Below are 21,981 nucleotides of genomic sequence, written 5' to 3' on the forward strand. Positions count from 1 at the left end.
AAACCCGGTATTTCCTGAGTGGGGATAATGATAAAGCCCTCGCTGTGTTTTAGGGCGAGGGGGATGATTAATAAAGCTATTTTGGCGAGATCGCTTATATTCCATTACAGAACATCAAATTCTTTTTTGTCATTTTATAACTTTACCGCCAACTCATATATTCATTCGAAACAGTTTCAGTACTTATAAATATTTCACTGGATATCAAGGGCAATCGTGGATTACTTACCGATATTTGTCGAGCTGAAAGGGCGGCTTGTATTACTTGTCGGTGGTGGTGAGGTGGCCGCGCGTAAGGCGACTCTACTACTACGGGCAGGTGCGTTATTACAGGTTGTAGCGCCTGAATTGTGCTCTGAATTACAACAGCGTTATCAAGCGGGTAAGTTGGAATGGTATAAGGGAGAATTTCAGCTTGAATATCTTGATGGCATCTTTTTAGTTATTGCGGCGACTGATGATCGTATTCTAAATCATCAAGTTTTTTCTGAAGCGGATAAGCGAGGTATTTTGGTCAATGTCGTTGATGATCAAGCTCATTGCTCATTTATTTTTCCATCAATTATCGACCGTTCTCCGGTTTTGGTGGCGATCTCATCGGCGGGAAAAGCGCCGGTATTAGCGCGTTTAATCCGAGAGAAACTGGAGGCGTTACTGCCTTCCAGTCTTGGCACGATGGCAAAAATCGCCGGGGAGTGGCGTGAGCGAGTAAAACAGCGATTCACTTCCATGCGCCAGCGTCGTTCTTTTGGGAACAGGCTTTCAGTGGTCGTTTTGCTATGTTAGTTGCAAACGGCCAGATCCAAGAGGCGGAAAAACAGCTTGAGCAACAACTGGAACAGCATGATTCACAGGGAGAACTGGCTTTGGTTGGGGCCGGGCCGGGTGATCCGGGATTGCTGACGTTAAAGGGATTGCAGGTTATTCAGCAGGCTGATGTGGTGCTTTATGATCATTTGGTCAGCAGCGAGGTACTGGATCTAGTTCGCCGCGATGCAGATAAAATTTGCGTCGGCAAAAGAGCGGGTAATCACTCTGTTTCTCAGGAGGAAACTAATCAGTTGATAGTGAAATTTGCCAGACAGGGGAAAAAAGTGGTTCGTCTTAAAGGCGGTGATCCCTTTATCTTTGGCCGTGGTGGTGAGGAATTACAAGTTGCAGCGTCAGCAGGCATTCCTTTTCAGGTGGTACCGGGAATTACTGCCGCCATCGGGGCGACGGCTTACGCGGGCATTCCTTTGACTCACCGGGAACACTCACAGAGTATCACTTTTATTACAGGTCATTGCCGAGAAAAGGGGAATGAGCTGGATTGGCCGGCTTTAGCCAGAGGTCATCAGACTCTGGTGATTTATATGGGGACGGTCAAAGCCGCCTTAATAAGTCATCAATTAATTTTACATGGGCGAGCAGAAGATACGCCGGTAGCCGTCATTGGTTGTGGTACTCGTTTAGAGCAGCAAGTGTTAACCGGCACTTTGCTTGAACTGGAACAGTTAGCACAGCAGGCACCGTCGCCGGCCTTACTAGTGGTGGGAGAGGTGGCTCAACTTCACCATCAGATAGCTTGGTTTGGGCAGCAATCTATTGCCAAGATAAGCCGTCCGGTAGTAGTCGATTTTGCATAAGGAGTTGTAATGGATGAGAAAAGATTGACACACTTGCAGCAACTTGAAGCTGAAAGTATTCATATTATACGGGAAGTGGCCGCCGAGTTTGAAAACCCGGTGATGCTTTACTCTATCGGTAAAGATTCTTCGGTCATGCTTCATCTTGCACGCAAGGCGTTCTATCCGGGAACATTGCCATTTCCTTTGCTGCATGTGGACACGGGATGGAAATTTCGTGAAATGTACGAATTTCGTGATCGTACTGCGAAGAATTACGGTTTTGAACTGTTGGTGTATCGTAACCCGCAAGGGGAAGCAATGGGAATTAATCCATTTGTGCATGGTAGTGCCAAACATACAGACATCATGAAAACGGAAGGGTTAAAGCAGGCACTGGATAAATATGGTTTTGATGCTGCTTTCGGCGGCGCTCGTCGTGATGAAGAGAAATCGCGGGCTAAGGAGCGGATCTATTCTTTCCGAGATCGCTCACATCGTTGGGACCCTAAAAACCAGCGTCCTGAATTGTGGCGCAATTACAACGGCCAGATTAATAAAGGCGAAAGCATTCGCGTATTCCCACTGTCTAATTGGACTGAATTGGATGTTTGGCAATATATCTATTTGGAACAAATTGATATTGTTCCTCTCTATTTTGCCAAATTACGTCCGGTCTTGGAGCGTGAGGGTACGCTGATTATGGTTGATGATGATCGGATCGATCTGAAACCGGGCGAGGTTATCAGTCAGCGCAAAGTTCGTTTCCGTACTCTTGGTTGTTGGCCGTTGACGGGAGCCGTGAAATCTGATGCTGAAACATTGCCGGAAATTATTGAAGAGATGCTGATATCGACGACAAGTGAACGGCAAGGTCGGCTGATTGATAGTGATCAATCTGCTTCTATGGAACTGAAAAAACGTCAAGGTTATTTCTAAGGAGAGCAACCATGTCAGCACTTGCACAGAATGAAATAATTGCTCATCAAATTAAACAGCAGGGCGGTGTGGAAGCTTATCTGCGTGCTCAACAAGAGAAAGGATTACTGCGTTTCTTGACATGTGGCAGTGTGGATGATGGCAAAAGTACTCTGATTGGACGCTTGTTACATGATACCCGTCAGATCTACGAAGATCAGCTTTCAACGTTGCAGAATGACAGTAAACGTATCGGTACTCAGGGTGAAAAATTAGATCTGGCTTTATTGGTGGATGGTCTTGCCGCAGAGCGTGAGCAGGGCATCACCATTGATGTGGCTTATCGCTATTTTTCAACAGAAAAACGCAAATTTATTATTGCTGATACACCGGGACATGAGCAGTACACCCGTAATATGGCAACGGGGGCATCGACCTGTGATCTCTCAATTCTGTTGATTGATGCGCGTAAAGGTGTTCAGGAGCAGACCCGTCGTCACAGTTTTATCAGTACATTGCTAGGTATTCGCCATTTGGTGGTAGCGGTGAATAAAATGGATCTGATGGAATATCGTCAGGAAGTTTTTAATCAGATCAAACAGGATTATATGAATTTCGCTGCCCAATTACCGACAAATTTGGACGTTCATTTTGTCCCAATCTCGGCACTTGATGGCGATAATATTGTCACTAGAAGTCGCAATATGGATTGGTATGAAGGGCCAGCGTTGTTGGATATCCTTGAAACCGTTGATGTAAAAAAGGAAGCCTCAAAGCAGTTACTGCGCTTTCCGGTTCAATATGTTAGCCGGCCTGATCTCGATTTTCGTGGTTACAGTGGCACACTTTCGTCCGGGATTTTACGTAAAGGGCAGAAAATTAAAGTCATGCCATCCGGTATTTGCTCACGGGTGGAGCGGATAGTGACTTTCAATGGTGATTTGGATTTTGCTGTTCCGGGTGAGGCCATTACGGTGGTGCTGAAAGATGAGATTGATATCAGCCGAGGAGATCTGCTGATTTCTGCCGATGATGAGATGATGGTTACCCGACATGCGCTGGTGGATGTGGTATGGATGTCTGAACAGCCTTTGGTGCAGGGGCAGAACCTTGATATCAAAGTGGCGGGTAAAAAGAGCCGTGGGAAAGTTGAGAATATTCAGTACCAGGTGGATATTACTAACCTGACACAGCGGGTGGCTGTTGATTTACCATTAAATGCCATCGGATCGGTGGAATTTTCTTTTGAAGAGCCATTAATGCTTGATAGCTATCAGCAAAATAGCGACACTGGCGGCATTATCTTGATCGATCGACTGACTAATGTCACTGTTGGTGCCGGGTTGGTACGTGAAATTCAGACAAATGTTTATGAAGGGCCAAAAGAATTCAGCGAATTTGAACTGGAATTGAATCGGTTGATTCGTCGTCATTTCCCTCATTGGGGAGCCAGAGATTTACTGGGAGGTAAATAAATTGGCTGACATTGAAAATCTGGCATCAGAAAACGTTGTCTGGCATCCGCATCAATTGACCAGAACGCAGCGGGAGGTTGAAAATGGACATCCTGCATTGGTTATTTGGTTCACTGGTTTATCGGGTTCAGGAAAATCCACTGTGGCAGGGGCCTTAGAACAGGCCCTGTTTCAACGGGGAATAAAAACTTATCTGCTTGATGGCGATAATTTGCGTCATGGCCTTTGTAGTGATTTGGGTTTTTCCGAACAGGATAGGCAGGAAAATATCCGCCGTGTAGGTGAAGTGGCCAATCTGATGGTCGATGCAGGTTTAGTCGTGCTGACGGCTTTTATCTCTCCTCATAAAGCAGAACGGCAAAAAGTTCGTGAACTGCTGGAACCAGGGCAATTTATTGAAGTTTTTGTCGATACGCCGTTGGAAATTTGCGAATCTCGTGATCCGAAAGGATTGTACAAAAAAGCCCGTGCCGGTGAAATTCGTCATTTCACGGGGATTGATTCAGTCTATGAAATTCCCGATAACCCGGAAATTTATCTTGCAGGCCAACAACCCGTTGAAGCTTCCGTGGCCCAGTTGCTGGTGGAATTGGAAAAGAGCGGCATTATACGCTCAAGGATTAATCACGGATAACGTCAACAAAAAGCACATTATTGCGTTTTCAGTGATGTGCTTGTGTAAAATAACTGCATTCGACTATTTTTCTCCTACCCTGTTTTGTGATAGTAGCGTCATTCTTTGAGTTATGGGATGATTGACAGATATTTCAGGGGGCGGAAATGGGTAAACTGACGCTACTATTACTGGTTTTACTTGGATGGTTACAGTATTCACTGTGGCTTGGTAAAAACGGCATTCATGATTATGTGCGGGTTAAGAATGATGTTGCGATGCAAGAGCGTAATAACAGCAAACTTAAAGTGCGTAACGATCAGTTATCGGCGGAAATTGATGATCTTACTGGTGGGCAGGAAGCTATCGAAGAGCGATCCCGTAATGAATTGGGTATGATCAAACCGGGTGAAACTTTCTATCGTTTAATCGTTGATAAATCTAAAGAAAACACTTCGCGTCCCTCGACTCCAAATAATACTCAATAATTAAAATGAACAATCTATTACTTCATTCCTGTGCTGATATTATTGCTTTGGTACCAGCAGCGGGTATTGGTAGCCGAATGAATTCGGATTGCCCAAAGCAATATCTGTCTATTGCCGGAAAGACCATTATTGAGCACACCTTGGCTGTATTACTTGATCATCCCCGTGTTCAGCATGTTGTGATTGTTTTAAATCCCACGGACACACAGTTTCAATCCCTTGAGGTTGCATCCGATTCGCGCATTACTACGGTAGTTGGCGGTGAACAGCGAGCAGATTCTGTACTGTCTGGTTTAAATCATCTGGCTCATTTGACTGGCAATGATAATTGTTGGGTTTTAGTGCATGATGCAGCCCGTCCTTGTTTACACCATGACGATCTTGACCGTTTGTTACAATTAGCAGAAGCAGATGAACAGGGAAATATGGCATGCGGTGGTATTCTGGCGTCGCCGGTCCGCGATACGATGAAACGTGGACGGACTGGTCAAGTTATTGACCATACAGTAGAACGGCAAGATCTCTGGCACGCACTGACTCCGCAGTTTTTTCCATTGATGTTACTAAGGGATTGTTTGTCAAAAGCACTTTCGCAACACGCTAATATTACAGATGAGGCTTCCGCATTGGAATATTGTGGTTATCAACCGGTGTTGGTTAACGGGCGTTCGGACAATATAAAAGTCACGCGCCCTGAGGATTTGGCATTGGCAGAATTTTATCTGTCTAGAAAATAAAGGAACAGACATCATGAGGATCGGACACGGTTTCGATGTACATAAATTTGGTGGTGAAGGGCCGATTATTATCGGTGGTGTTCGTATTCCTTATGAACAAGGGCTGTTGGCGCATTCTGATGGTGATGTTGCTCTCCATGCGGCCACGGATGCTTTGTTAGGTGCTGCGGCATTGGGTGATATCGGGAAATTATTCCCAGATACTGATCCGGCGTTTAAAGGGGTGGATAGTCGTAAATTATTGCGCGAAGCCTATTCACGTATCAGAGAAAAGGGTTATCGGATTGGTAATCTGGATATTACGATTATCGCTCAAGCACCCAAAATGCTGCCGCATATTCCACAAATGAGGGTTAATCTGGCAGAAGATCTGCAATGCCACATTGATGACATCAATGTTAAAGCCACAACTACCGAGAAATTAGGATTTGTTGGGCGTAAAGAAGGTATTGCTTGCGAAGCAGTTGCTTTGCTGGTTAAGGAATAATTGATGGTATTGGCTGAATTAAATTGGCTGTATGGACAACCAGAAGCGACGGGGATACTAAAAGCCTCGCCGGAAGATTTTATTGTCTGTGAAGATTTGGGGTTTTCTCCTGATGGAGAAGGTGAGCACTTAATGGCGCACATCCGTAAAACGGGCTGTAATACCCAATTTGTTGCAGATAACCTCGCTCGTTTCGCTGGTATACCGTCTAGATCGGTCAGTTATGCTGGCTTAAAAGACCGTCACGCAGTGACAGAGCAGTGGTTTTGTTTGCACTTACCGGGCAAACAGGAACCTGATTTTGCCTCGTTTCAGCTTGAGGGATGTGAAGTTCTGACGACCGCTCGTCAGAAACGTAAACTGCGCATTGGAGCATTGAAAGGAAATTCATTTACGCTAATTTTGCGGGAAATCAGTCATCACCAATTTGTTGAAAACAGACTACGGCTGATTCAGCAAAGTGGCGTGCCTAACTATTTTGGTGAACAGCGTTTTGGTCGGGATGGGCAGAATCTGCTTCAAGCGCAGCGTTGGGCAAATAATGAAATCCGAGTAAAAGAGAGAAATAAACGCAGTTTCTATCTGTCAGCCAGTCGTAGTGCTATGTTTAATGCGGTAGCCAGTGCGCGGATTATTCTGAAACAACAGCAACAGGTGATGAAGGGTGACGCCTTACAATTAACAGGGCGTGGTAGTTGGTTTGTTGCTGATGAAACGGAATTGCCTTTATTGCAACAGCGGGTGAGCGATGGAGAGTTACAAATAACGGCACCGTTGCCTGGTGATGGTGAATTGGGAACACAGCACCAAGCTGCGGATTTTGAACGGCAATATTTACAGCCCTATGAATCATTGTGGGAACTTATCAGGCGTGAAAGAGTGGATGGTTCCCGTAGGGCGATTCTGGTGCAACCTCAGAATCTGAGTTGGCAATGGCAAGATAATGACACGGTGAAAATCAGTTTCTGGTTACCCGCTGGCAGTTTTGCTACCAGTGTGGTCAGGGAAATTATCAATCAGGATCAAAATAATGTTACGAATATTGTTGAGTAATGATGACGGTGTAACTGCGCCAGGGATTCAGGTTTTGGCGGCAGCATTGCGAGAAAATTATCATGTGCAGGTTGTTGCGCCTGATCGTAATCGGAGTGGCGCATCTAACGCATTGACCCTTGATCGTTCATTAAGTGTTAAGACGTTGGAGAATGGTGATATCTCGGTGTTGGGTGGCACACCAACGGATTGTGTCTATCTCGGTGTTAATCGCTTGGTTCTTCCACGTCCTGAAATTGTTGTTTCTGGTATTAATCGTGGCCCCAACCTTGGGGATGATGTGATTTATTCGGGAACGGTTGCGGCTGCAATGGAAGGCCGCCATCTAGGGTTGCCGGCATTGGCTATTTCACTGAATGGTGAATTGCATTACCAAACAGCGGCAGAAGTCACCTGTCGTTTGCTACAAATGTTACAAACAACGCCTTTGAGAGCGGGTAATATTCTGAATGTGAATGTACCTGATCTGCCACTTGAGCAAATTAAAGGTTTTCGGGTAACTCGTTGTGGTAGCCGCCATGCCGCGGAAGAAGTTTATTCTATGCAAGATCCGAAAGGCAACATGCTTTACTGGTTGGGGCCGCCGGGAGATAAACATGATGCTGGCCCTGAAACAGATTTTGCGGCGGTGGAACAGGGATATGTCTCTATTACGCCATTACAGGTAGATCTGACTGCGTATAAAGCGCAGGCGTTAGTAAGAGATTGGTTAGCTAAAGCTGAGGTTGATGGAGAATGCTGAGTCGGGCAATGAAAAATTTGCTGACACAATTACGCCAGCAGGGAATAAAAGATGAACGTTTACTGGCCGCTATTTCCGCCGTGCCGAGGGAGCGTTTTGTCGATGAAGCACTGGCACATAAAGCGTATGAAAATACAGCTTTGCCTATTGGTCATGGGCAAACGATTTCTCAGCCTTATATTGTCGCCCGTATGACCGAACTACTTCAGTTAACACCCGATGCTAAGGTTTTGGAAATTGGTACCGGCTCTGGTTATCAGACGGCAATATTAGCGCATTTGGTCAAACATGTTTTCTCTGTAGAGCGGATAAAAGGTTTACAGTGGCAGGCTAAACGGCGGTTGAAACAACTTGATTTGCATAATGTTTCAACCCGTCATGGGGATGGTTGGCAAGGATGGCCGTCGCGTGGGCTATTTGATGCTATTATTGTGACCGCAGCGCCTCCGTATATCCCACAAGAATTGATGCTTCAGCTTACGGATGGGGGAGTTATGGTTTTACCGGTAGGTGAGCGTACACAAATTCTTAAATCCGTGAAACGTCATGGCAATGGTTTTCATAGTGAAGTGATCGAAGCTGTACGCTTTGTGCCCCTTGTGCAAGGGGAACTGGCTTAAGTTCATAGTCTGTTGCAACTATTTCTCAATTAATGGTTATATTTGCTTTAATAAGCGAAATTACTTTCGTTTTGGGATTTTTGCGGTTATGTATAACCTTTAGAAATTATTAATTTTTACGCTTATCTTTGCCGTTATGGGGGAAGGAAATATGAATTCAGGAAGCCCAATGAAAAAAATACAGCGGATTGTAACGTGTTTATTGATGGGAGTCTGGTTAGTCGGTTGTACAAATACGCCAACCCGTCCTGCGCCTATCACCAGTATTGATCAAAAACAAAGCAGAGGGAGTCATCATCCGGTAATATATTCTGGCAATTCTGCTATATCTACGCCGATGCCATCTTCACCTTCATCAATGGGGGGGGCTGATAGCAATTCGCAGGAGAGAATTGTTTATAACCGTGATTATGACAGTATTCCTAAGGGCAGCTATAACGGCAGCACTTATACAGTCAAACATGGTGATACTCTGTTTTATATCGCTTGGATCACCGGTAATGATTTTCGTGATCTTGCGAGCAAAAATAATATTTCAGAACCTTACAGTCTGACGGTGGGGCAGACTTTGAGGACCAGTAGTAGCGGGATGTTAACCGCTCATAACCATAATCAAATGCAAACAGCCCTGGTTGATTCTCAATCAACTAATGCGTATCCTGCAAATTCCGGGATACAAAAGAGTGTAAAAATGTTGCCAAGGGCAACTACGTCAACAGTAAACAATACGTATCTAGAATCACCGACGACAACCGCGAGCAGTGGAAACAGTGTTGTTAGCAGTTGGATGTGGCCGGCTGAAGGTAAAATGATTGAAAGTTTCTCTGATACCCAAGGGGGTAACAAAGGGATTGATATCGCAGGCAGCAGGGGCCAGTCAGTATTTGCAACAGCGGGTGGTCGAGTTGTCTACGCCGGAAACGCCTTACGTGGATATGGAAATCTGATAATTATAAAACATAACGATGACTACCTGAGTGCCTATGCTCATAACGATACGATGCTGGTTCGTGAGCAACAAGACATCAAGGCGGGGCAAAAAATTGCCACTATGGGTAGCACGGGTACCAGTTCTGTAAGATTACACTTTGAAATTCGTTACAAGGGAAAATCCGTAAACCCGCTGCGTTATCTTCCGCAGCGATAAACTGGGCAGAATGCTGAATTCTGCCTGCATTATCATGGGTAGGGGCAGCTTATGAGCCAAAATACGCTGAAAGTTAACGAGTTGTATGATGATGCGGATTTAGATGAAAGTGGTATTGAAGCTGACGACTTCGATGAGAAATTATTGAAGAACGATGAGGATGATCTAACTGATTTTGAGAATGATTTAGATGTATTGCAGGGCATGAACCAGCGGGTTCTTGATGCAACACAACTTTATCTTGGCGAAATTGGTTTTTCTCCTTTGCTGACGGCGGAAGAAGAGGTTTTTTTCGCAAGGCGGGCATTACGTGGTGATGTTTTGGCCCGCCAGAGAATGATCGAAAGTAACTTGCGATTGGTTGTTAAAATTTCTCGTCGTTACAGTAACAGAGGCTTAGCTCTTCTTGATTTGATTGAAGAAGGTAATCTTGGCCTTATCCGTGCTGTTGAAAAATTTGACCCGGAGCGCGGGTTTAGATTTTCTACCTATGCAACATGGTGGATTCGGCAAACCATTGAGCGGGCGATTATGAATCAAACCCGTACTATTCGGTTGCCAATCCATATTGTTAAAGAGCTCAACGTCTACTTGCGTACAGCAAGAGAACTTGCCCATAAATTGGATCATGAACCTAGCCCGGAAGAGATAGCAGAGCAACTGGATAAACCGGTTGATGATGTAAGCCGAATGTTGCGATTGAATGAACGTATCATTTCGGTTGATACCCCTATTAGTAGTGATTCTGATAAAGCGCTATTGGATGTTTTATCGGATGAGAATGAAAGTGGGCCGGAGGGAACAACACAGGAAGACGATATGAAAAAGAGTATCGTCAAATGGCTGTTTGAGTTGAATTCGAAGCAACGTGAAGTATTAGCGCGTCGTTTTGGTCTTTTGGGATATGAGGCTGAAACGCTGGAAGATGTAGGCAAAGAGATTGGTTTGACAAGGGAAAGAGTGCGTCAGATCCAGGTCGAAGGTTTGAGACGTCTGAAAGATATTATGCAAACCCAAGGTTTGAATATTGAAGCGTTATTCCGTACTTAATTGTTGAGTAGTTTAACTACTTGGGTTCTGAAGAGCTGTTGTCCGTGTTTTTGCGTTGTTGGCGCTCGGTATTATCAGGTTCTTCAGTACCCGGTAGGATTTCCCTAATTTTGTCTTAGATGATGATAGTAAATTTTAATCAAAGATTTCTGATATTTAAATTACGGTGGTCGACTAATTTAGGGCACTTCATTATCCTCTTCCAAATAGTTTTCCTTTTCAAGGGGACAAGTTCATCGTTATCGCCGGATAGTTCTACTCTTATTTTCGTTTGAATATAATTGATATTAATACACCACATTATATCCGGCCTCTCGGGATTAAATTCATTTCGTCTGTTTATTGCCAGCATAATTCCATCTAAGCCACGGATGGCTTTTAAAGTCTCACTGTGACTTGTAAAGGTGTTGCGTATAGCGCGGCGGCTGAGTATGATAATTGTACCGAGCAGCACTGTTCAGCGGACGGATATGATTAAGAGTTTTAAACATAAAGGGTTGAAAAAGTTTTTTGAAACAGGTTCTACAGCCGGTATTAATGCTATGCAAGCTCCAAAAATTGCTACTCGTCTTGAGGTGTTGAATAGAGCTGTAAAAATTGAAGATGTAGATATCCCGGGCTTTTTTTTACACCCACTTACAGGAAACCGGAATGGTGTGTGGTCTATTACTGTGACAGGGAATTGGCGAATCACCTTTGAGTTGTATGATGGTGATGTCTACATTGTGAACTATGAGGATTACCACTAATGGCTATGATGTATAACCCCCCGCATCCCGGAATATTAGTTAAAGAGGCTATGGAGGCTCTGAATTTGAGCGCCAGAGGCTTGGCTAAGGCACTGGGTGTCGCACCATCAACTGTGCAACGCTTGGTTGTTGGCAAGTCTGATGTTTCGCCAGAAATGGCACTGAAATTGTCTGTCGTTATTGGCAGTTCACCTCAAGTTTGGATGGGAATGCAGGTGGACTATGATTTATGGCAGGCAAAACAGCATATCGATGTGTCTCATCTTCATCGATTGCAAATAGCTTGATTGACATATTTCAATGTCCCTGATTCTGAATCATCTCAATTGTTTTGTCGTTGGTTTGAAAGGTGAGTATTAGCTCACCTTTTTTTAATCAGTATCTCAAATTACAGGGATGCCACTGTGGAATTTAAAATCGCTATCTGGATTTTGAATCAATTCAGCTTCAACACGGCCAAAATAGTTTACCCGTTCGGTAATATCTTCATTAGCAACAGATTGCGCTAGTGAAAGATAGTCCTGGTAGTGACGTGCTTCAGAGCGCAGCAGCGAGATATAAAATTTACTCAGATCTTCATCCAAATGAGGGGCTAGTTTGGCGAAACGTTCACAAGAACGCGCCTCAATATAAGCGTCGATAATTAGCTTATCCACCAATGTATAAGGTTCATGGTTGGTGATATGGCTAAGCATGCCTTTAGCATAACGGCTGGCAGTGATGCTTTCATAGCTGATATCGCGTGTGTCCATGATCTCCAGCACTTGATAGAAGTGATGTAGCTCTTCTTTAATCAGCAATACCATTTTATCAATCAGATCCTGGCTATAGGGTGAATTAGCTTTAGCAGTGATCTGTTTGGTCGCTTGGTTTGGACCTCTTAATGAATTGAGATCGCCAACTTTCTTGTAAGCAAAATCTTCATAAGGTTTAAACCATGCCAGAAGTGTATCCTCACTTCGCTGATCTACGGCATACTTGCGGATCAAAAACATAGCGCTCTGTGCTGCTTTCAGCTCGCATAACAGATGATCCCGTAGAAGCACAGGTAAATTTTCAGGCTGTTTTGCTTTATCTACCCACAAATCCGGGGTTTCACATTGCAAAAAATGGTATATCGGTTGTAAAAGGCTTTTGTCAAACACGTTCTTACACCATATCTTTTAGTCGATAAATCCATTCTAATGCTTGACGCGGAGTCAGTGAATCTGGATTAAGATTTTCTAATGCTTCAACCGCCGGTGACGTCTCTTCTGTTAATAGCGCGAGTTGCGGTGTATCGACATGACTTGCCGTTGCATGGTTGGATAGCGATTCCAGCTCTTTAAGTTTCTGACGCGCTCGTTTAATCACTTCGCGTGGAACGCCAGCGAGAGAAGCAACTGCCAACCCGTAACTCTTACTGGCTGCGCCTTCTTGTACGCTGTGCATAAATGCGATGGTATCGCCATGCTCTACCGCATCCAGATGAATATTAACCACGCCTTCAAGTTTTTCCGGCAACGTGGTCAGCTCAAAATAGTGAGTGGCGAACAACGTCATCGCTTTAATGCGGTTTGCCAGATTTTCTGCACATGCCCATGCCAGAGAAAGGCCATCGTAGGTTGATGTCCCTCTACCAATCTCATCCATCAATACCAAACTTTGTTCTGTCGCATTGTGCAAGATATTGGCGGTTTCGGTCATTTCCACCATGAAGGTTGAACGGCCGGATGCCAGATCATCGGAAGCGCCTACACGGGTGAATATGCGATCAACTGGGCCAATAACCGCTTTTTCCGCTGGTACAAAGCTACCGATATAGGCCAGAAGTGTAATAAGCGCTGCCTGACGCATATAGGTACTTTTACCGCCCATATTTGGACCGGTAATAATCAGCAGACGCCGCTGTGAAGATAAAGAAAGAGGGTTTGAGATAAATGGCTCACTCAGAACCTGTTCAACAACCGGATGACGACCACCGGTGATTTGAATTCCCGGTTTATCGCTCAATGTTGGGCAAACATAATTCAGGGTTTCAGCGCGTTCTGCCAGATTTGCCAATACATCAAGTTCAGCCAGTGCTTCGGCACTGGTTTGTAATTCGGCCAAATGAGGCAGCAGCAGATCGAATAATTCTTCATAAAGCGCTTTCTCTATTGCCAGAGATTTCCCTTTAGAGGTCAGAACCTTATCTTCATACTCTTTTAGCTCAGGGATGATATAACGCTCAGCATTTTTCAGTGTCTGGCGGCGGACATAATGAATTGGCACCAGATGGCTCTGCCCTCGGCTGACTTGAATATAGTAGCCATGAACACCATTAAAGCCGACTTTCAGAGTATCAATACCTAGTTTTTCCCGTTCACGGATTTCCAGTTGTTCCAGATAGTTACTGGCGCCATCAGCCAATGTGCGCCACTCATCCAGTTCACTGTTATAACCCGGTGCGATTACGCCACCATCCCGAACCAATACCGGCGGGGTTTCTACAATTGCTCTTTCAAGTAATTCCTGTAATTCATCAAACCTGCCGATATTTTTCTGCAATTGCTTGATATAGGAGGAATCTGAGGAGTCCATAATTTGATGGATATCCGGTAATTGCTGGAATGCATGGCGCATTCTTGCCAGATCCCTTGGACGAGCGGAGCGTAGAGCCAAGCGTGCTAACACACGTTCGAGATCGCCTATCTGTAGCAAAAATGGCTGCAACTCCAACCCAATTTCCTGCAAGGTAGAGATAGCTTGTTGACGATTTTCTAATATCTGGCGATCCCTGACAGGCGCATGCAACCAGCGTTTCAACATTCGGCTACCCATTGGGGTAACACACAGATCAAGAACGGATGCGAGCGTATTATCTGTACTGCCAGACAGGTTTTGTGTCAGTTCCAGATTACGGCGGGTTGCGGCATCCATAATAACCGTATCTTGCTGACGTTCCATCGTAATGCCACGGATATGTGGCAGCGCCGTGCGTTGAGTATCTTTGACATATTGCAGCAGGCAACCAGCGGCACGCAAAGCAAGTGCTGCTTTTGCCACACCAAAACCGATGAGATCACGGGTACCAAATTGCAGGTTCAATTGCTGTTTGGCGGTATCCAGCTCAAATTCCCATAAAGGGCGACGGCGCAGGCCATGAAAATTTTCAATTAGAGCCATATGCTCAAAACTTTCAGGGTAGAGTAATTCAACAGGGCGGCTACGTTGCAATTCAGCGGCTATCGTTTCCAGCTCTGCCATTTCAGATATTTGGAAGCGGCCAGATGTTACATCCAGTGTGGCATAACCAAACCCTTGATTATCGTGCCAAATAGCCGCCAGCAGGTTATCCTGCCGTTCCTGTAATAGTGCTTCATCTGTCACGGTTCCGGGGGTAACGATGCGGACGACTTTACGTTCAACCGGGCCTTTGCTGGTGGCAGGATCGCCAATTTGTTCACATATAGCGACCGATTCACCTAATTGAACCAGCTTAGCTAAATAGTTTTCCACTGCATGATGGGGCACGCCTGCCATAGGGATAGGATTGCCGGCTGATTGACCTCGTTTGGTCAGGGAAATATCCAGCAATTTTGCCGCTTTTTTGGCATCGTCATAAAACAGCTCATAGAAATCTCCCATTCTATAAAACAGCAGAATATCAGGGTGCTGTGCTTTAAGACGGAGATATTGCTGCATCATGGGCGTGTGAGTGTCGAAGGTTTCTGTATTAATCATGCGGTGGTCTTAGTTAAGTTTGTGAATCAATTCTTTCGTTATGGTATCGCACCAAGCTTTAAACTTACACAAGTAAAATCTGGAAGCAATTCGCAAATTTAGTTGTAATTTTGGTCTGGTTAATTTGGCTGTGTGTAGAAGATAAAGCTGCGTTGCCGAAGTGGTTGAAAGAATTTCCCAATGTTGACTGGTTTTTGCTTTCTAATACTTTTTTGCTTTCTAATATTAACAACCGTAATTGCATTGTTGATAAAGAACTTCCTCAGTGATGATAGTAAGATTGTTGAACTCGGTATTGATGTCGCCGTCAGTATGACCAATCTAAAATCTGAGCAAGTGTCTTATTAGTTTTATCATCAGCTTTGCCGGCAGACTAACCCTTTATGTGCTAAGAACTTTCTTATGGAAATTTTTTGTTGAAATTATGGAATGCTAAAATGGCAGAAGCCTAGCAATTTAGCTAGGCTTCGCAGGTCCCTCAAAGGGGATAAATATTTGGGGCCTCTATGGGCAACAGCTATATTGTGGGCGATCTTACTGGAGAAATCAAGTGTTATGATTTTGATAACAATTGACTTGCATTTATGGATTTAATTATTGCCAATTGAATTTTAGTGATAATTTCTTTGGGTAAAATTTGATTTAAATAACCTCTATTAGTTCTTGGCCTTTGTAGCCGTTTTCGGCTGACTTGTTGTACAAGATCCGCTTTTGCCCAACGTGTTATTTGTTCAAAATATTTCATATTTTCAATAACGTTTTTATCAATTACAACGTGCATTCCACGTTGTAATTTATTTTGATCACATTTGCTTGATAGAGGAACAACTATACAGGCATTGCCATCTATTTTACCGTTTATAATAACGATAAGCCGATTTTTTACCATTTCAGGTGGTATATGACCATCATAGGAATTAGTTATTATTTTGCCTTCTTTATTTTTTGGGTAATTCCCATAATCACATTCCAATATTTCTCCCACTTTGGGACTAAAATTTATAGGCACTTGTTATTCCTCAATATAAGGTGATAGATTCTACTATGACTTAATGATTTTTACTAAGGACTTATTTCAATAGGATTATATAATGGAAATCGGCCATTCTCATCGATGTAAAATAAAAATGGTTGATTACTGAAAATTGTGATGTATATCATATTTTAAATATGGATGAAATTTGCTGTATTCATTAGTCGTACTACTACAGCCCTAAAAGCCCAAAGTCCGTGTTTTTTCTGATGTTCATGACGCAAAAAAATCGCATGGTTTGAAAATTTCCTGTGAGCGTTTCTTCTGTTGAAAAAAGGAAATATGGCTGTAGTATTCTAGAGAAAGCACTAACTGAGTGGCTGGATTAGTTTATAATTCGTGATATACATTCACTTTAAGTATCACTATATATTTATTTTTAAACCATTGTCATTGGATGATGATAATTGAGTGGGACAGTAATAATAGATGAGTTAATCAATTATAAATGCGTGGTTAAAATATAGTTTTTACATACAGAAATTCAAAAATAAGAAATTATAAATGAATTGTTTTCCAAGTATATTCAACCAAAAGTATATCTTTGTCATAAATAATAATACATGAGTTTGAACCCGTATTGAGCTTACATGTCGAATATTGGGTTAACTCCAGCAAATTAAGTACCACTGGCCCGATGCAGTGCAGTGAATATTTTTTTAATGCACGGGCCAGAAGATTACGCTTGTCTTATGCGAATGGTTCCTTCCAGATTATTTGATCACAGAAGCGTCGATCAAGGTGATACCACCGATGAGAGCCCAAGTGGTCCACGGTGATGTAGTTGATGAAGTAGTTTGCCAGAGATGCCAGAGTGCCTTATCAAGGCCAAGCACAAAGACTTCAATCCGGCCGTCTGAATTCTTCGCTACTGTTGGGGCACTGGCGATAATGCCTGTAAATGAGCTCCAGTTAGACCACGGGCCGTTATGATAAACCTGCCAGACGCGCCAGAGCGTGTTATCAGCGCCACGTGCGAAGACCTCAAGCCGACCAGAAAGATTCTTCACCACCGCCGGAGCGCTAGTGATCACACCATCCAAACATTGCCAGTTTGACCACGAAACGGAATCAGAGCTGATCTGCGAGATATGCCGGAGTGTGCTATCGGCACCGCGTGCAAAGACTTCAAGCCGACCATCGCAGTTGTCAATGACCACTGGGTCGCTAGTGATCACGCCATTCAACGATTTCCAGCTTGACCACTGATCGGTGTGGGCAGCGGTTTGCCAAATGTGCCAGAGAGCGTTATCGGAGCCGCGTGCAAAGACTTCAAGCCGGCCATCGGCGTTGACATGTGCAGTTGGGTTACTGGTGAGCGTGCCACCCAGAGATTTCCAGCTTGACCACGAATTGGTATGGGCAGAGGTTTGCCAGATGTGCCAGAGAGCGTTATCGGTGCCGCGTGCAAAGACCTCAAGTCGGCCATCCGAGTTGATACATACCTCCGGGTTACTGGTGATCCCACCATACAGCGGCTGCCAGCTTGACCAAGTATTGATATCGGCAGCGGTTTGCCAGTTGTGCCAGAGCGCATTATCCGTGCCACGCACGAATACTTCCAATCGACCGTCCGCATTACGACAGACGGCGGGTTTGCTAGTCACGACTCCGTTAACTTTGTTCCAGCCGGCCCAGGAGGAGTTTGGCAGCGGTGTTGTTTGCCAATTGTGCCACACTGCGTTGTCAGCGCTTACACCGAAAACCTCAAGTCGATTATCGGCATTGTTTGCTACTGAGACAATTCCAGATAATGCTATCGCAGAGTTCTCGATTGCTATCTCACTGGCAACATATGTTTCGGTATTATCTGGCGTTGGCATTTTAATAGGTTCCTTTTTCATATATATTCTCTTTAAAAATAGTTTTTCGGATTTAAAAAAATAATCATTTAATGAGAGGGATATTCGATTTTATATATTGATATATTCACTAGCCTCCTATGTCGTTTTATTAATAAAATAAACTATGGATTTTTTTGTTAGCTATTGATCTATAAAGTATTATGTAAATATGGTCTCGAATTATGTGATTATATGTTTATTCACATGGGATCATATCAGTGAAATAATTTTTAAATAAATTATTTTTATTTTAAAGTCCTCGTGGATTCTATTTTAACTATATTTTTTTCATGGTTTTTAAGTTTTGTTTAAAATATTTTATGTAATAATTATTAAAGCACACAATTCATAATCTGGCCATTGAGAAACGCAGATCCTGATTTAATCATGTACCTAAAAGAGGTTATTCTGTTTAAAGTTGTTTTCCAGACATATTCGACTAAGAGCCTGTTTCAGATAGACAAAAATATGTCCTGGTTATCAACAATAATATGTGAGTTCGAATCTGTGTCAGGTTGGTGTATCGAATATTGGATTTTTACCGGCAAATTAGGCACCATTGGCCCGATGAAGCGCAGTGAATATTTTCCTTAGCGTATCGGGCCAGAAGGTGACGTTCGTTCTGTGCAAAGCTGGATTCATTCCAGATTATTTGATTGCTGAAGCGTCGATTAAGTTGCCATTGAGGGATACCCAAGCGGACCACGATGGTGTGGCTTGCCAGATGTTCCAGAGAGCGTTATCGGTGCCACGCGCGAAAACTTCAAGCCGACCATCGGCGTCTTCCACCGCTGTTGGCGCACTGGTGATCGTGCCATTCAGCGTGGCCCAGTTGGACCACGGACCGGAATGGGATACCGTTTGCCAGATGTGGTAGAGAGCGTTATTGGTGCCGCGTGCAAAAACTTCCAGCCGGCCATCGGAGTTCTTCACTACCGCAGGGGCGCTAGTAATCACGCCATTCAACGAGGCCCAGTTGGACCACGGACCGGAATGGGGAACAGTTTGCCAGATGTGGTAGAGAGCGTTATTGGTGCCGCGTGCAAAGACTTCAAGCCGACCATCAGCGGTACCGATGACGACCGGATCGCTAGTGATCTCACCGCCGAGTGAATCCCAATTCGACCACTGGTTGGAATGGGGAGCGGTTTGCCAGATGTGGTAGAGGGCGTTATTGGTGCCACGCGCAAAGACTTCCAGCCGACCGTCTGAGTTGATATGAACTGCGGGGTTGCTGGTGATAACGCCATTCAAAGATTGCCAATTTGACCACGGACCGGAATGAGCGACAGTTTGTGAGATGTGGTAGAGAGCGTTATTGGTGCCACGCGCAAAGACTTCGAGTCGGCCATCGGTGTTGGCATATACCGCCGGGTTGCTAGTAATTGTACCTCCTAAAGATTGCCAGTTTGACCAACCGGCATTAGCGGCGGTTTGCCAGATATGCCAGAGCGCATTATCTGTGCCACGTGCGAATACTTCCAATCGACCGTCTGTATTGATATAAACGACAGGTTTGCTGGTGACGTTTCCGTTAAGTGAGATCCAGCCGGACCAGGAAGAGCCTGAATGTGGCGCTGTTTGCCTATTGTGCCACACGGCATTGTCAGTCCCCACACCGAAAACCTCAAGTCGGCCGTCGGTGGTGTTGACTACCGAGACAATTTCAGACAACGCGATTGACGCATTTTCGATTGCGACCTCATTTGCAACAAGTAACTCGACATGATCTGGCTTTGGTATATTAATAGGTTCTTCTTGCATATATATCCTCGTTAGAAATAATTTTTCAGATTCACTAAATAGTCATTTAATAAGCAAGATGTTTAATTCTATGAATTAATATTCTCACTTTTACTCTTATATTCTTTGAAAAAATGATTAATGTTTTATGTGATGCTGGTTGATGGTCCGTGAATTATTAAGTGGATGAGATGCTACATTATAAAACCTCGTGTGTTTATATATATTTTTACATACGGTTATTCAAAAATAATAAATTATGAATGAACTATTTTTCTGTTTTAAAGTTTCATCTTTATTATATTTGAAAATATATTTTTATCATGATTGTTTTAATTGCATTAAAAACATTTAATAATCTTTACGGAAGCAAACAGTTTGCCTACTAGCATTAAAAAACGCAGATTCTAATTCATGAATGCTCTATAAAATGGAGGCTTTGTTTGAAATTGCCTTTTGGATATATTTGACCAAGAATCTACATTGGATAGACGAAATTATATTTTTGTCATAAATAACAGGCTCGAGCTTGAATAAGTGTCGGGCTTGCATGTTGAGAGTTGAGCTAACTCCAGCAAATAAGATATTACTGGCCCGATACAGCATAGTGAATATTTTCTCTAATGCATCAGGCCAAAAGGTTATGTATATCTTGTGCGGAGCTGAGCTTGACAGATTATTTCATTGCTTAAGCGTTGCTCAAGGTGTCCCGAGGGATGCCCAGCCAGACCATGAACCGGATGCTACCGTTTGCCAGATGTGCCAGAGCGCGTTATCAGTACTGCGGGCAAAGACTTCAAGGCGACCATCGGCGTTGGCATATACGGCAGGGTTACTGGTAATTGTGCTCCCTAAAGATTGCCAGCCTGACCAACCGGAATTGGGAGCGACCTGCCAGATATGCCAGAGCGCGTTATCGGCACTGCGGGCAAAGACTTCAAGGCGACCATCGGCGTTAGCATATACGGCAGGGTTACTGGTAATTGTGCTCCCTAAAGATTGCCAGCCTGACCAACCGGAATTGGGAGCGGTTTGCCAGATGTGCCAGAGCGCGTTATCGGTACCGCGGGCAAAGACTTCAAGGCGACCATCGGCGTTAGCATATACGGCAGGGTTACTGGTAATTGTGTGCCCTAAAGATTGCCAGCCTGACCAACCGGAATTAGGAGCGGTTTGCCAGATGTGCCAGAGCGTGTTATCGGCACCGCGGGCAAAGATTTCAAGGCGACCATCGGCGTTAGCATATACGGCAGGGTTACTGGTAATTGTGTGCCCTAAAGATTGCCAGTCGGACCAACCGGAATTGGGAGCGACCTGCCAGATGTGCCAGAGCGTGTTATCGGTACCGCGGGCAAAGACTTCAAGACGACCATCGGCGTTAGCATGTACGGCAGGGTCACTGGTAATTGTGTTCCCTAAAGATTGCCAGTCGGACCAACCGGAATTGGGAGCGGTTTGCCAGATGTGCCAGAGCGTGTTATCGGCACCGCGGGCAAAGACTTCAAGGCGACCATCGTCGTTAGCATATACGGCAGGGTTACTGGTAATTGTGTGCCCTAAAGATTGCCAGTCGGACCAACCGGAATTGGGAGCGATCTGCCAGATGTGCCAGAGCGCGTTATCAGCACCGCGCACGAATACTTCCAATCGACCGTCCAAATTACGAGAAACAGCGGGTTTGTTAGTCACTGAGACAATGCTGGACATCGCGATAGATGAGTTTTCGGTTTTTAGCTGTATTAGTTCATTTGCAACAGAAAACTCGGTATTATCTGGCTTTGGTATATTAATAGATTCTTCTTGCATATATATCCTCGTTAGAGATAATTTTTCAGATTCACTAAGTAGTTATTTAATAAACAAGATATTTAATTCTGTGAATTAACATTCTCACTTTTACTCTTTATTCTTTGAAGAAGCAGTTAATGCTTTGTTTGATGCTGATTGATGATCCGTGAAATATTAAGTGA

General features: G+C 44.1%; 19 protein-coding genes and 1 pseudogene. 14 read left to right on the top strand and 6 right to left on the bottom strand.

Features of this window, described 5'->3' with window-relative positions; all coding sequences use genetic code 11:
* Positions 1-216: 216 nt before the first annotated feature.
* The 14 genes and pseudogenes from cysG to B0X70_RS04055 all read left to right on the top strand — a co-directional run bounded on the left by cysG (position 217) and on the right by B0X70_RS04055 (position 11,973).
* Positions 217-1,628: pseudogene (cysG, locus tag B0X70_RS03990) on the top strand (siroheme synthase CysG).
* 9 nt (positions 1,629-1,637) lie between these two features.
* Positions 1,638-2,546 carry a sulfate adenylyltransferase subunit CysD gene (gene cysD, locus B0X70_RS03995; protein ID WP_036808476.1) on the top strand — a complete coding sequence of 303 codons (909 nt, stop codon included), beginning with the start codon at positions 1,638-1,640 and terminating at the stop codon, positions 2,544-2,546.
* Between the two features lie 11 nt (positions 2,547-2,557).
* Entirely contained in the window at positions 2,558-4,000 is a 1,443-nt protein-coding gene (gene cysN, locus B0X70_RS04000; protein WP_217470928.1) for a sulfate adenylyltransferase subunit CysN, read from the top strand.
* A 1-nt stretch (position 4,001) separates the two neighbouring features.
* Positions 4,002-4,634, top strand: a complete 633-nt coding sequence (gene cysC / locus B0X70_RS04005) for an adenylyl-sulfate kinase (protein WP_217470929.1) — start codon at positions 4,002-4,004, stop codon at positions 4,632-4,634.
* Positions 4,635-4,780: 146 nt separating this feature from the next.
* Entirely contained in the window at positions 4,781-5,101 is a 321-nt protein-coding gene (gene ftsB, locus B0X70_RS04010; RefSeq protein ID WP_036808472.1) for a cell division protein FtsB, read from the top strand.
* Positions 5,102-5,106: 5 nt separating this feature from the next.
* Complete coding sequence (gene ispD, locus B0X70_RS04015) at positions 5,107-5,838, top strand: 2-C-methyl-D-erythritol 4-phosphate cytidylyltransferase (protein ID WP_040151614.1); 732 nt, start codon at positions 5,107-5,109, stop codon at positions 5,836-5,838.
* Positions 5,839-5,851: 13 nt separating this feature from the next.
* Positions 5,852-6,325: a 2-C-methyl-D-erythritol 2,4-cyclodiphosphate synthase gene (ispF, locus tag B0X70_RS04020; RefSeq protein WP_011145090.1), complete on the top strand. Its 474-nt coding sequence runs from the start codon at positions 5,852-5,854 to the stop codon at positions 6,323-6,325.
* A gap of 3 nt (positions 6,326-6,328) precedes the next feature.
* On the top strand, positions 6,329-7,378 hold the full coding sequence (truD, locus tag B0X70_RS04025; RefSeq protein ID WP_217470930.1) for a tRNA pseudouridine(13) synthase TruD: 1,050 nt from the start codon (positions 6,329-6,331) through the stop codon (positions 7,376-7,378).
* Positions 7,356-8,120: a 5'/3'-nucleotidase SurE gene (gene surE / locus B0X70_RS04030; protein ID WP_040151609.1), complete on the top strand. Its 765-nt coding sequence runs from the start codon at positions 7,356-7,358 to the stop codon at positions 8,118-8,120. Before truD ends, surE begins: the two co-directional genes overlap by 23 nt.
* Complete coding sequence (locus B0X70_RS04035; RefSeq protein WP_036778033.1) at positions 8,114-8,740, top strand: protein-L-isoaspartate(D-aspartate) O-methyltransferase; 627 nt, start codon at positions 8,114-8,116, stop codon at positions 8,738-8,740. The genes surE and B0X70_RS04035 overlap by 7 nt, the downstream gene beginning before the upstream one ends.
* Before the next feature lie 169 nt (positions 8,741-8,909).
* Positions 8,910-9,887, top strand: coding sequence for a murein hydrolase activator NlpD (gene nlpD / locus B0X70_RS04040; protein WP_217470931.1), 978 nt, complete (start codon positions 8,910-8,912; stop codon positions 9,885-9,887).
* A 51-nt stretch (positions 9,888-9,938) separates the two neighbouring features.
* Complete coding sequence (rpoS, locus tag B0X70_RS04045; RefSeq protein WP_036808449.1) at positions 9,939-10,937, top strand: RNA polymerase sigma factor RpoS; 999 nt, start codon at positions 9,939-9,941, stop codon at positions 10,935-10,937.
* Positions 10,938-11,407: 470 nt separating this feature from the next.
* Positions 11,408-11,686 (top strand): type II toxin-antitoxin system RelE/ParE family toxin, encoded by a 279-nt coding sequence (locus tag B0X70_RS04050; protein WP_036778064.1) that lies wholly within the window; start codon positions 11,408-11,410, stop codon positions 11,684-11,686.
* Entirely contained in the window at positions 11,686-11,973 is a 288-nt protein-coding gene (locus B0X70_RS04055) for a HigA family addiction module antitoxin (RefSeq protein WP_214040375.1), read from the top strand. Before B0X70_RS04050 ends, B0X70_RS04055 begins: the two co-directional genes overlap by 1 nt.
* Positions 11,974-12,069: 96 nt before the next feature.
* Here the strand turns inward: B0X70_RS04055 and miaE are convergent, their stop codons facing one another.
* The 6 genes from miaE to B0X70_RS04085 all read right to left on the bottom strand — a co-directional run bounded on the left by miaE (position 12,070) and on the right by B0X70_RS04085 (position 21,817).
* Entirely contained in the window at positions 12,070-12,831 is a 762-nt protein-coding gene (gene miaE, locus B0X70_RS04060; protein WP_217470932.1) for a tRNA isopentenyl-2-thiomethyl-A-37 hydroxylase MiaE, read from the bottom strand.
* Positions 12,832-12,835: 4 nt separating this feature from the next.
* The gene (gene mutS, locus B0X70_RS04065) at positions 12,836-15,391 is read right to left on the bottom strand and encodes a DNA mismatch repair protein MutS (RefSeq protein ID WP_217470933.1); all 2,556 of its coding nucleotides are present in this window, start codon (positions 15,389-15,391) and stop codon (positions 12,836-12,838) included.
* Positions 15,392-15,944: 553 nt separating this feature from the next.
* The gene (locus B0X70_RS04070; protein WP_036808434.1) at positions 15,945-16,400 is read right to left on the bottom strand and encodes a type II toxin-antitoxin system PemK/MazF family toxin; all 456 of its coding nucleotides are present in this window, start codon (positions 16,398-16,400) and stop codon (positions 15,945-15,947) included.
* A gap of 737 nt (positions 16,401-17,137) precedes the next feature.
* Positions 17,138-18,268 carry a PLL family lectin gene (locus B0X70_RS04075; protein WP_217470934.1) on the bottom strand — a complete coding sequence of 377 codons (1,131 nt, stop codon included), beginning with the start codon at positions 18,266-18,268 and terminating at the stop codon, positions 17,138-17,140.
* Positions 18,269-18,916: 648 nt separating this feature from the next.
* Positions 18,917-20,032, bottom strand: a complete 1,116-nt coding sequence (locus B0X70_RS04080; RefSeq protein WP_217470935.1) for a PLL family lectin — start codon at positions 20,030-20,032, stop codon at positions 18,917-18,919.
* 678 nt (positions 20,033-20,710) lie between these two features.
* Positions 20,711-21,817, bottom strand: coding sequence for a PLL family lectin (locus B0X70_RS04085; RefSeq protein WP_217470936.1), 1,107 nt, complete (start codon positions 21,815-21,817; stop codon positions 20,711-20,713).
* Between the last annotated feature and the right edge of the window lie 164 nt (positions 21,818-21,981).

Origin of the sequence: Photorhabdus akhurstii, assembly GCF_019090985.1 — a bacterium.
In the GTDB taxonomy this organism is placed as follows: Bacteria; Pseudomonadota; Gammaproteobacteria; order Enterobacterales; family Enterobacteriaceae; genus Photorhabdus; species Photorhabdus akhurstii.

Excerpts from the sequence above, each read along its gene's own strand:
- cysD (WP_036808476.1), top strand. The coding sequence starts at position 1,638 with ATGGATGAGAAAAGATTGACACACTTGCAGCAACTTGAAGCTGAAAGT.
- cysN (WP_217470928.1), top strand. The coding sequence starts at position 2,558 with ATGTCAGCACTTGCACAGAATGAAATAATTGCTCATCAAATTAAACAG.
- ftsB (WP_036808472.1), top strand. The coding sequence starts at position 4,781 with ATGGGTAAACTGACGCTACTATTACTGGTTTTACTTGGATGGTTACAG.
- ispD (WP_040151614.1), top strand. The coding sequence starts at position 5,107 with ATGAACAATCTATTACTTCATTCCTGTGCTGATATTATTGCTTTGGTA.
- ispF (WP_011145090.1), top strand. The coding sequence starts at position 5,852 with ATGAGGATCGGACACGGTTTCGATGTACATAAATTTGGTGGTGAAGGG.
- truD (WP_217470930.1), top strand. The coding sequence starts at position 6,329 with ATGGTATTGGCTGAATTAAATTGGCTGTATGGACAACCAGAAGCGACG.
- surE (WP_040151609.1), top strand. The coding sequence starts at position 7,356 with ATGTTACGAATATTGTTGAGTAATGATGACGGTGTAACTGCGCCAGGG.
- B0X70_RS04035 (WP_036778033.1), top strand. The coding sequence starts at position 8,114 with ATGCTGAGTCGGGCAATGAAAAATTTGCTGACACAATTACGCCAGCAG.
- nlpD (WP_217470931.1), top strand. The coding sequence starts at position 8,910 with ATGAAAAAAATACAGCGGATTGTAACGTGTTTATTGATGGGAGTCTGG.
- rpoS (WP_036808449.1), top strand. The coding sequence starts at position 9,939 with ATGAGCCAAAATACGCTGAAAGTTAACGAGTTGTATGATGATGCGGAT.
- B0X70_RS04050 (WP_036778064.1), top strand. The coding sequence starts at position 11,408 with ATGATTAAGAGTTTTAAACATAAAGGGTTGAAAAAGTTTTTTGAAACA.
- B0X70_RS04055 (WP_214040375.1), top strand. The coding sequence starts at position 11,686 with ATGGCTATGATGTATAACCCCCCGCATCCCGGAATATTAGTTAAAGAG.
- mutS (WP_217470933.1), bottom strand. The coding sequence starts at position 15,391 with ATGATTAATACAGAAACCTTCGACACTCACACGCCCATGATGCAGCAA.
- B0X70_RS04075 (WP_217470934.1), bottom strand. The coding sequence starts at position 18,268 with ATGAAAAAGGAACCTATTAAAATGCCAACGCCAGATAATACCGAAACA.
- B0X70_RS04080 (WP_217470935.1), bottom strand. The coding sequence starts at position 20,032 with ATGCAAGAAGAACCTATTAATATACCAAAGCCAGATCATGTCGAGTTA.
- B0X70_RS04085 (WP_217470936.1), bottom strand. The coding sequence starts at position 21,817 with ATGCAAGAAGAATCTATTAATATACCAAAGCCAGATAATACCGAGTTT.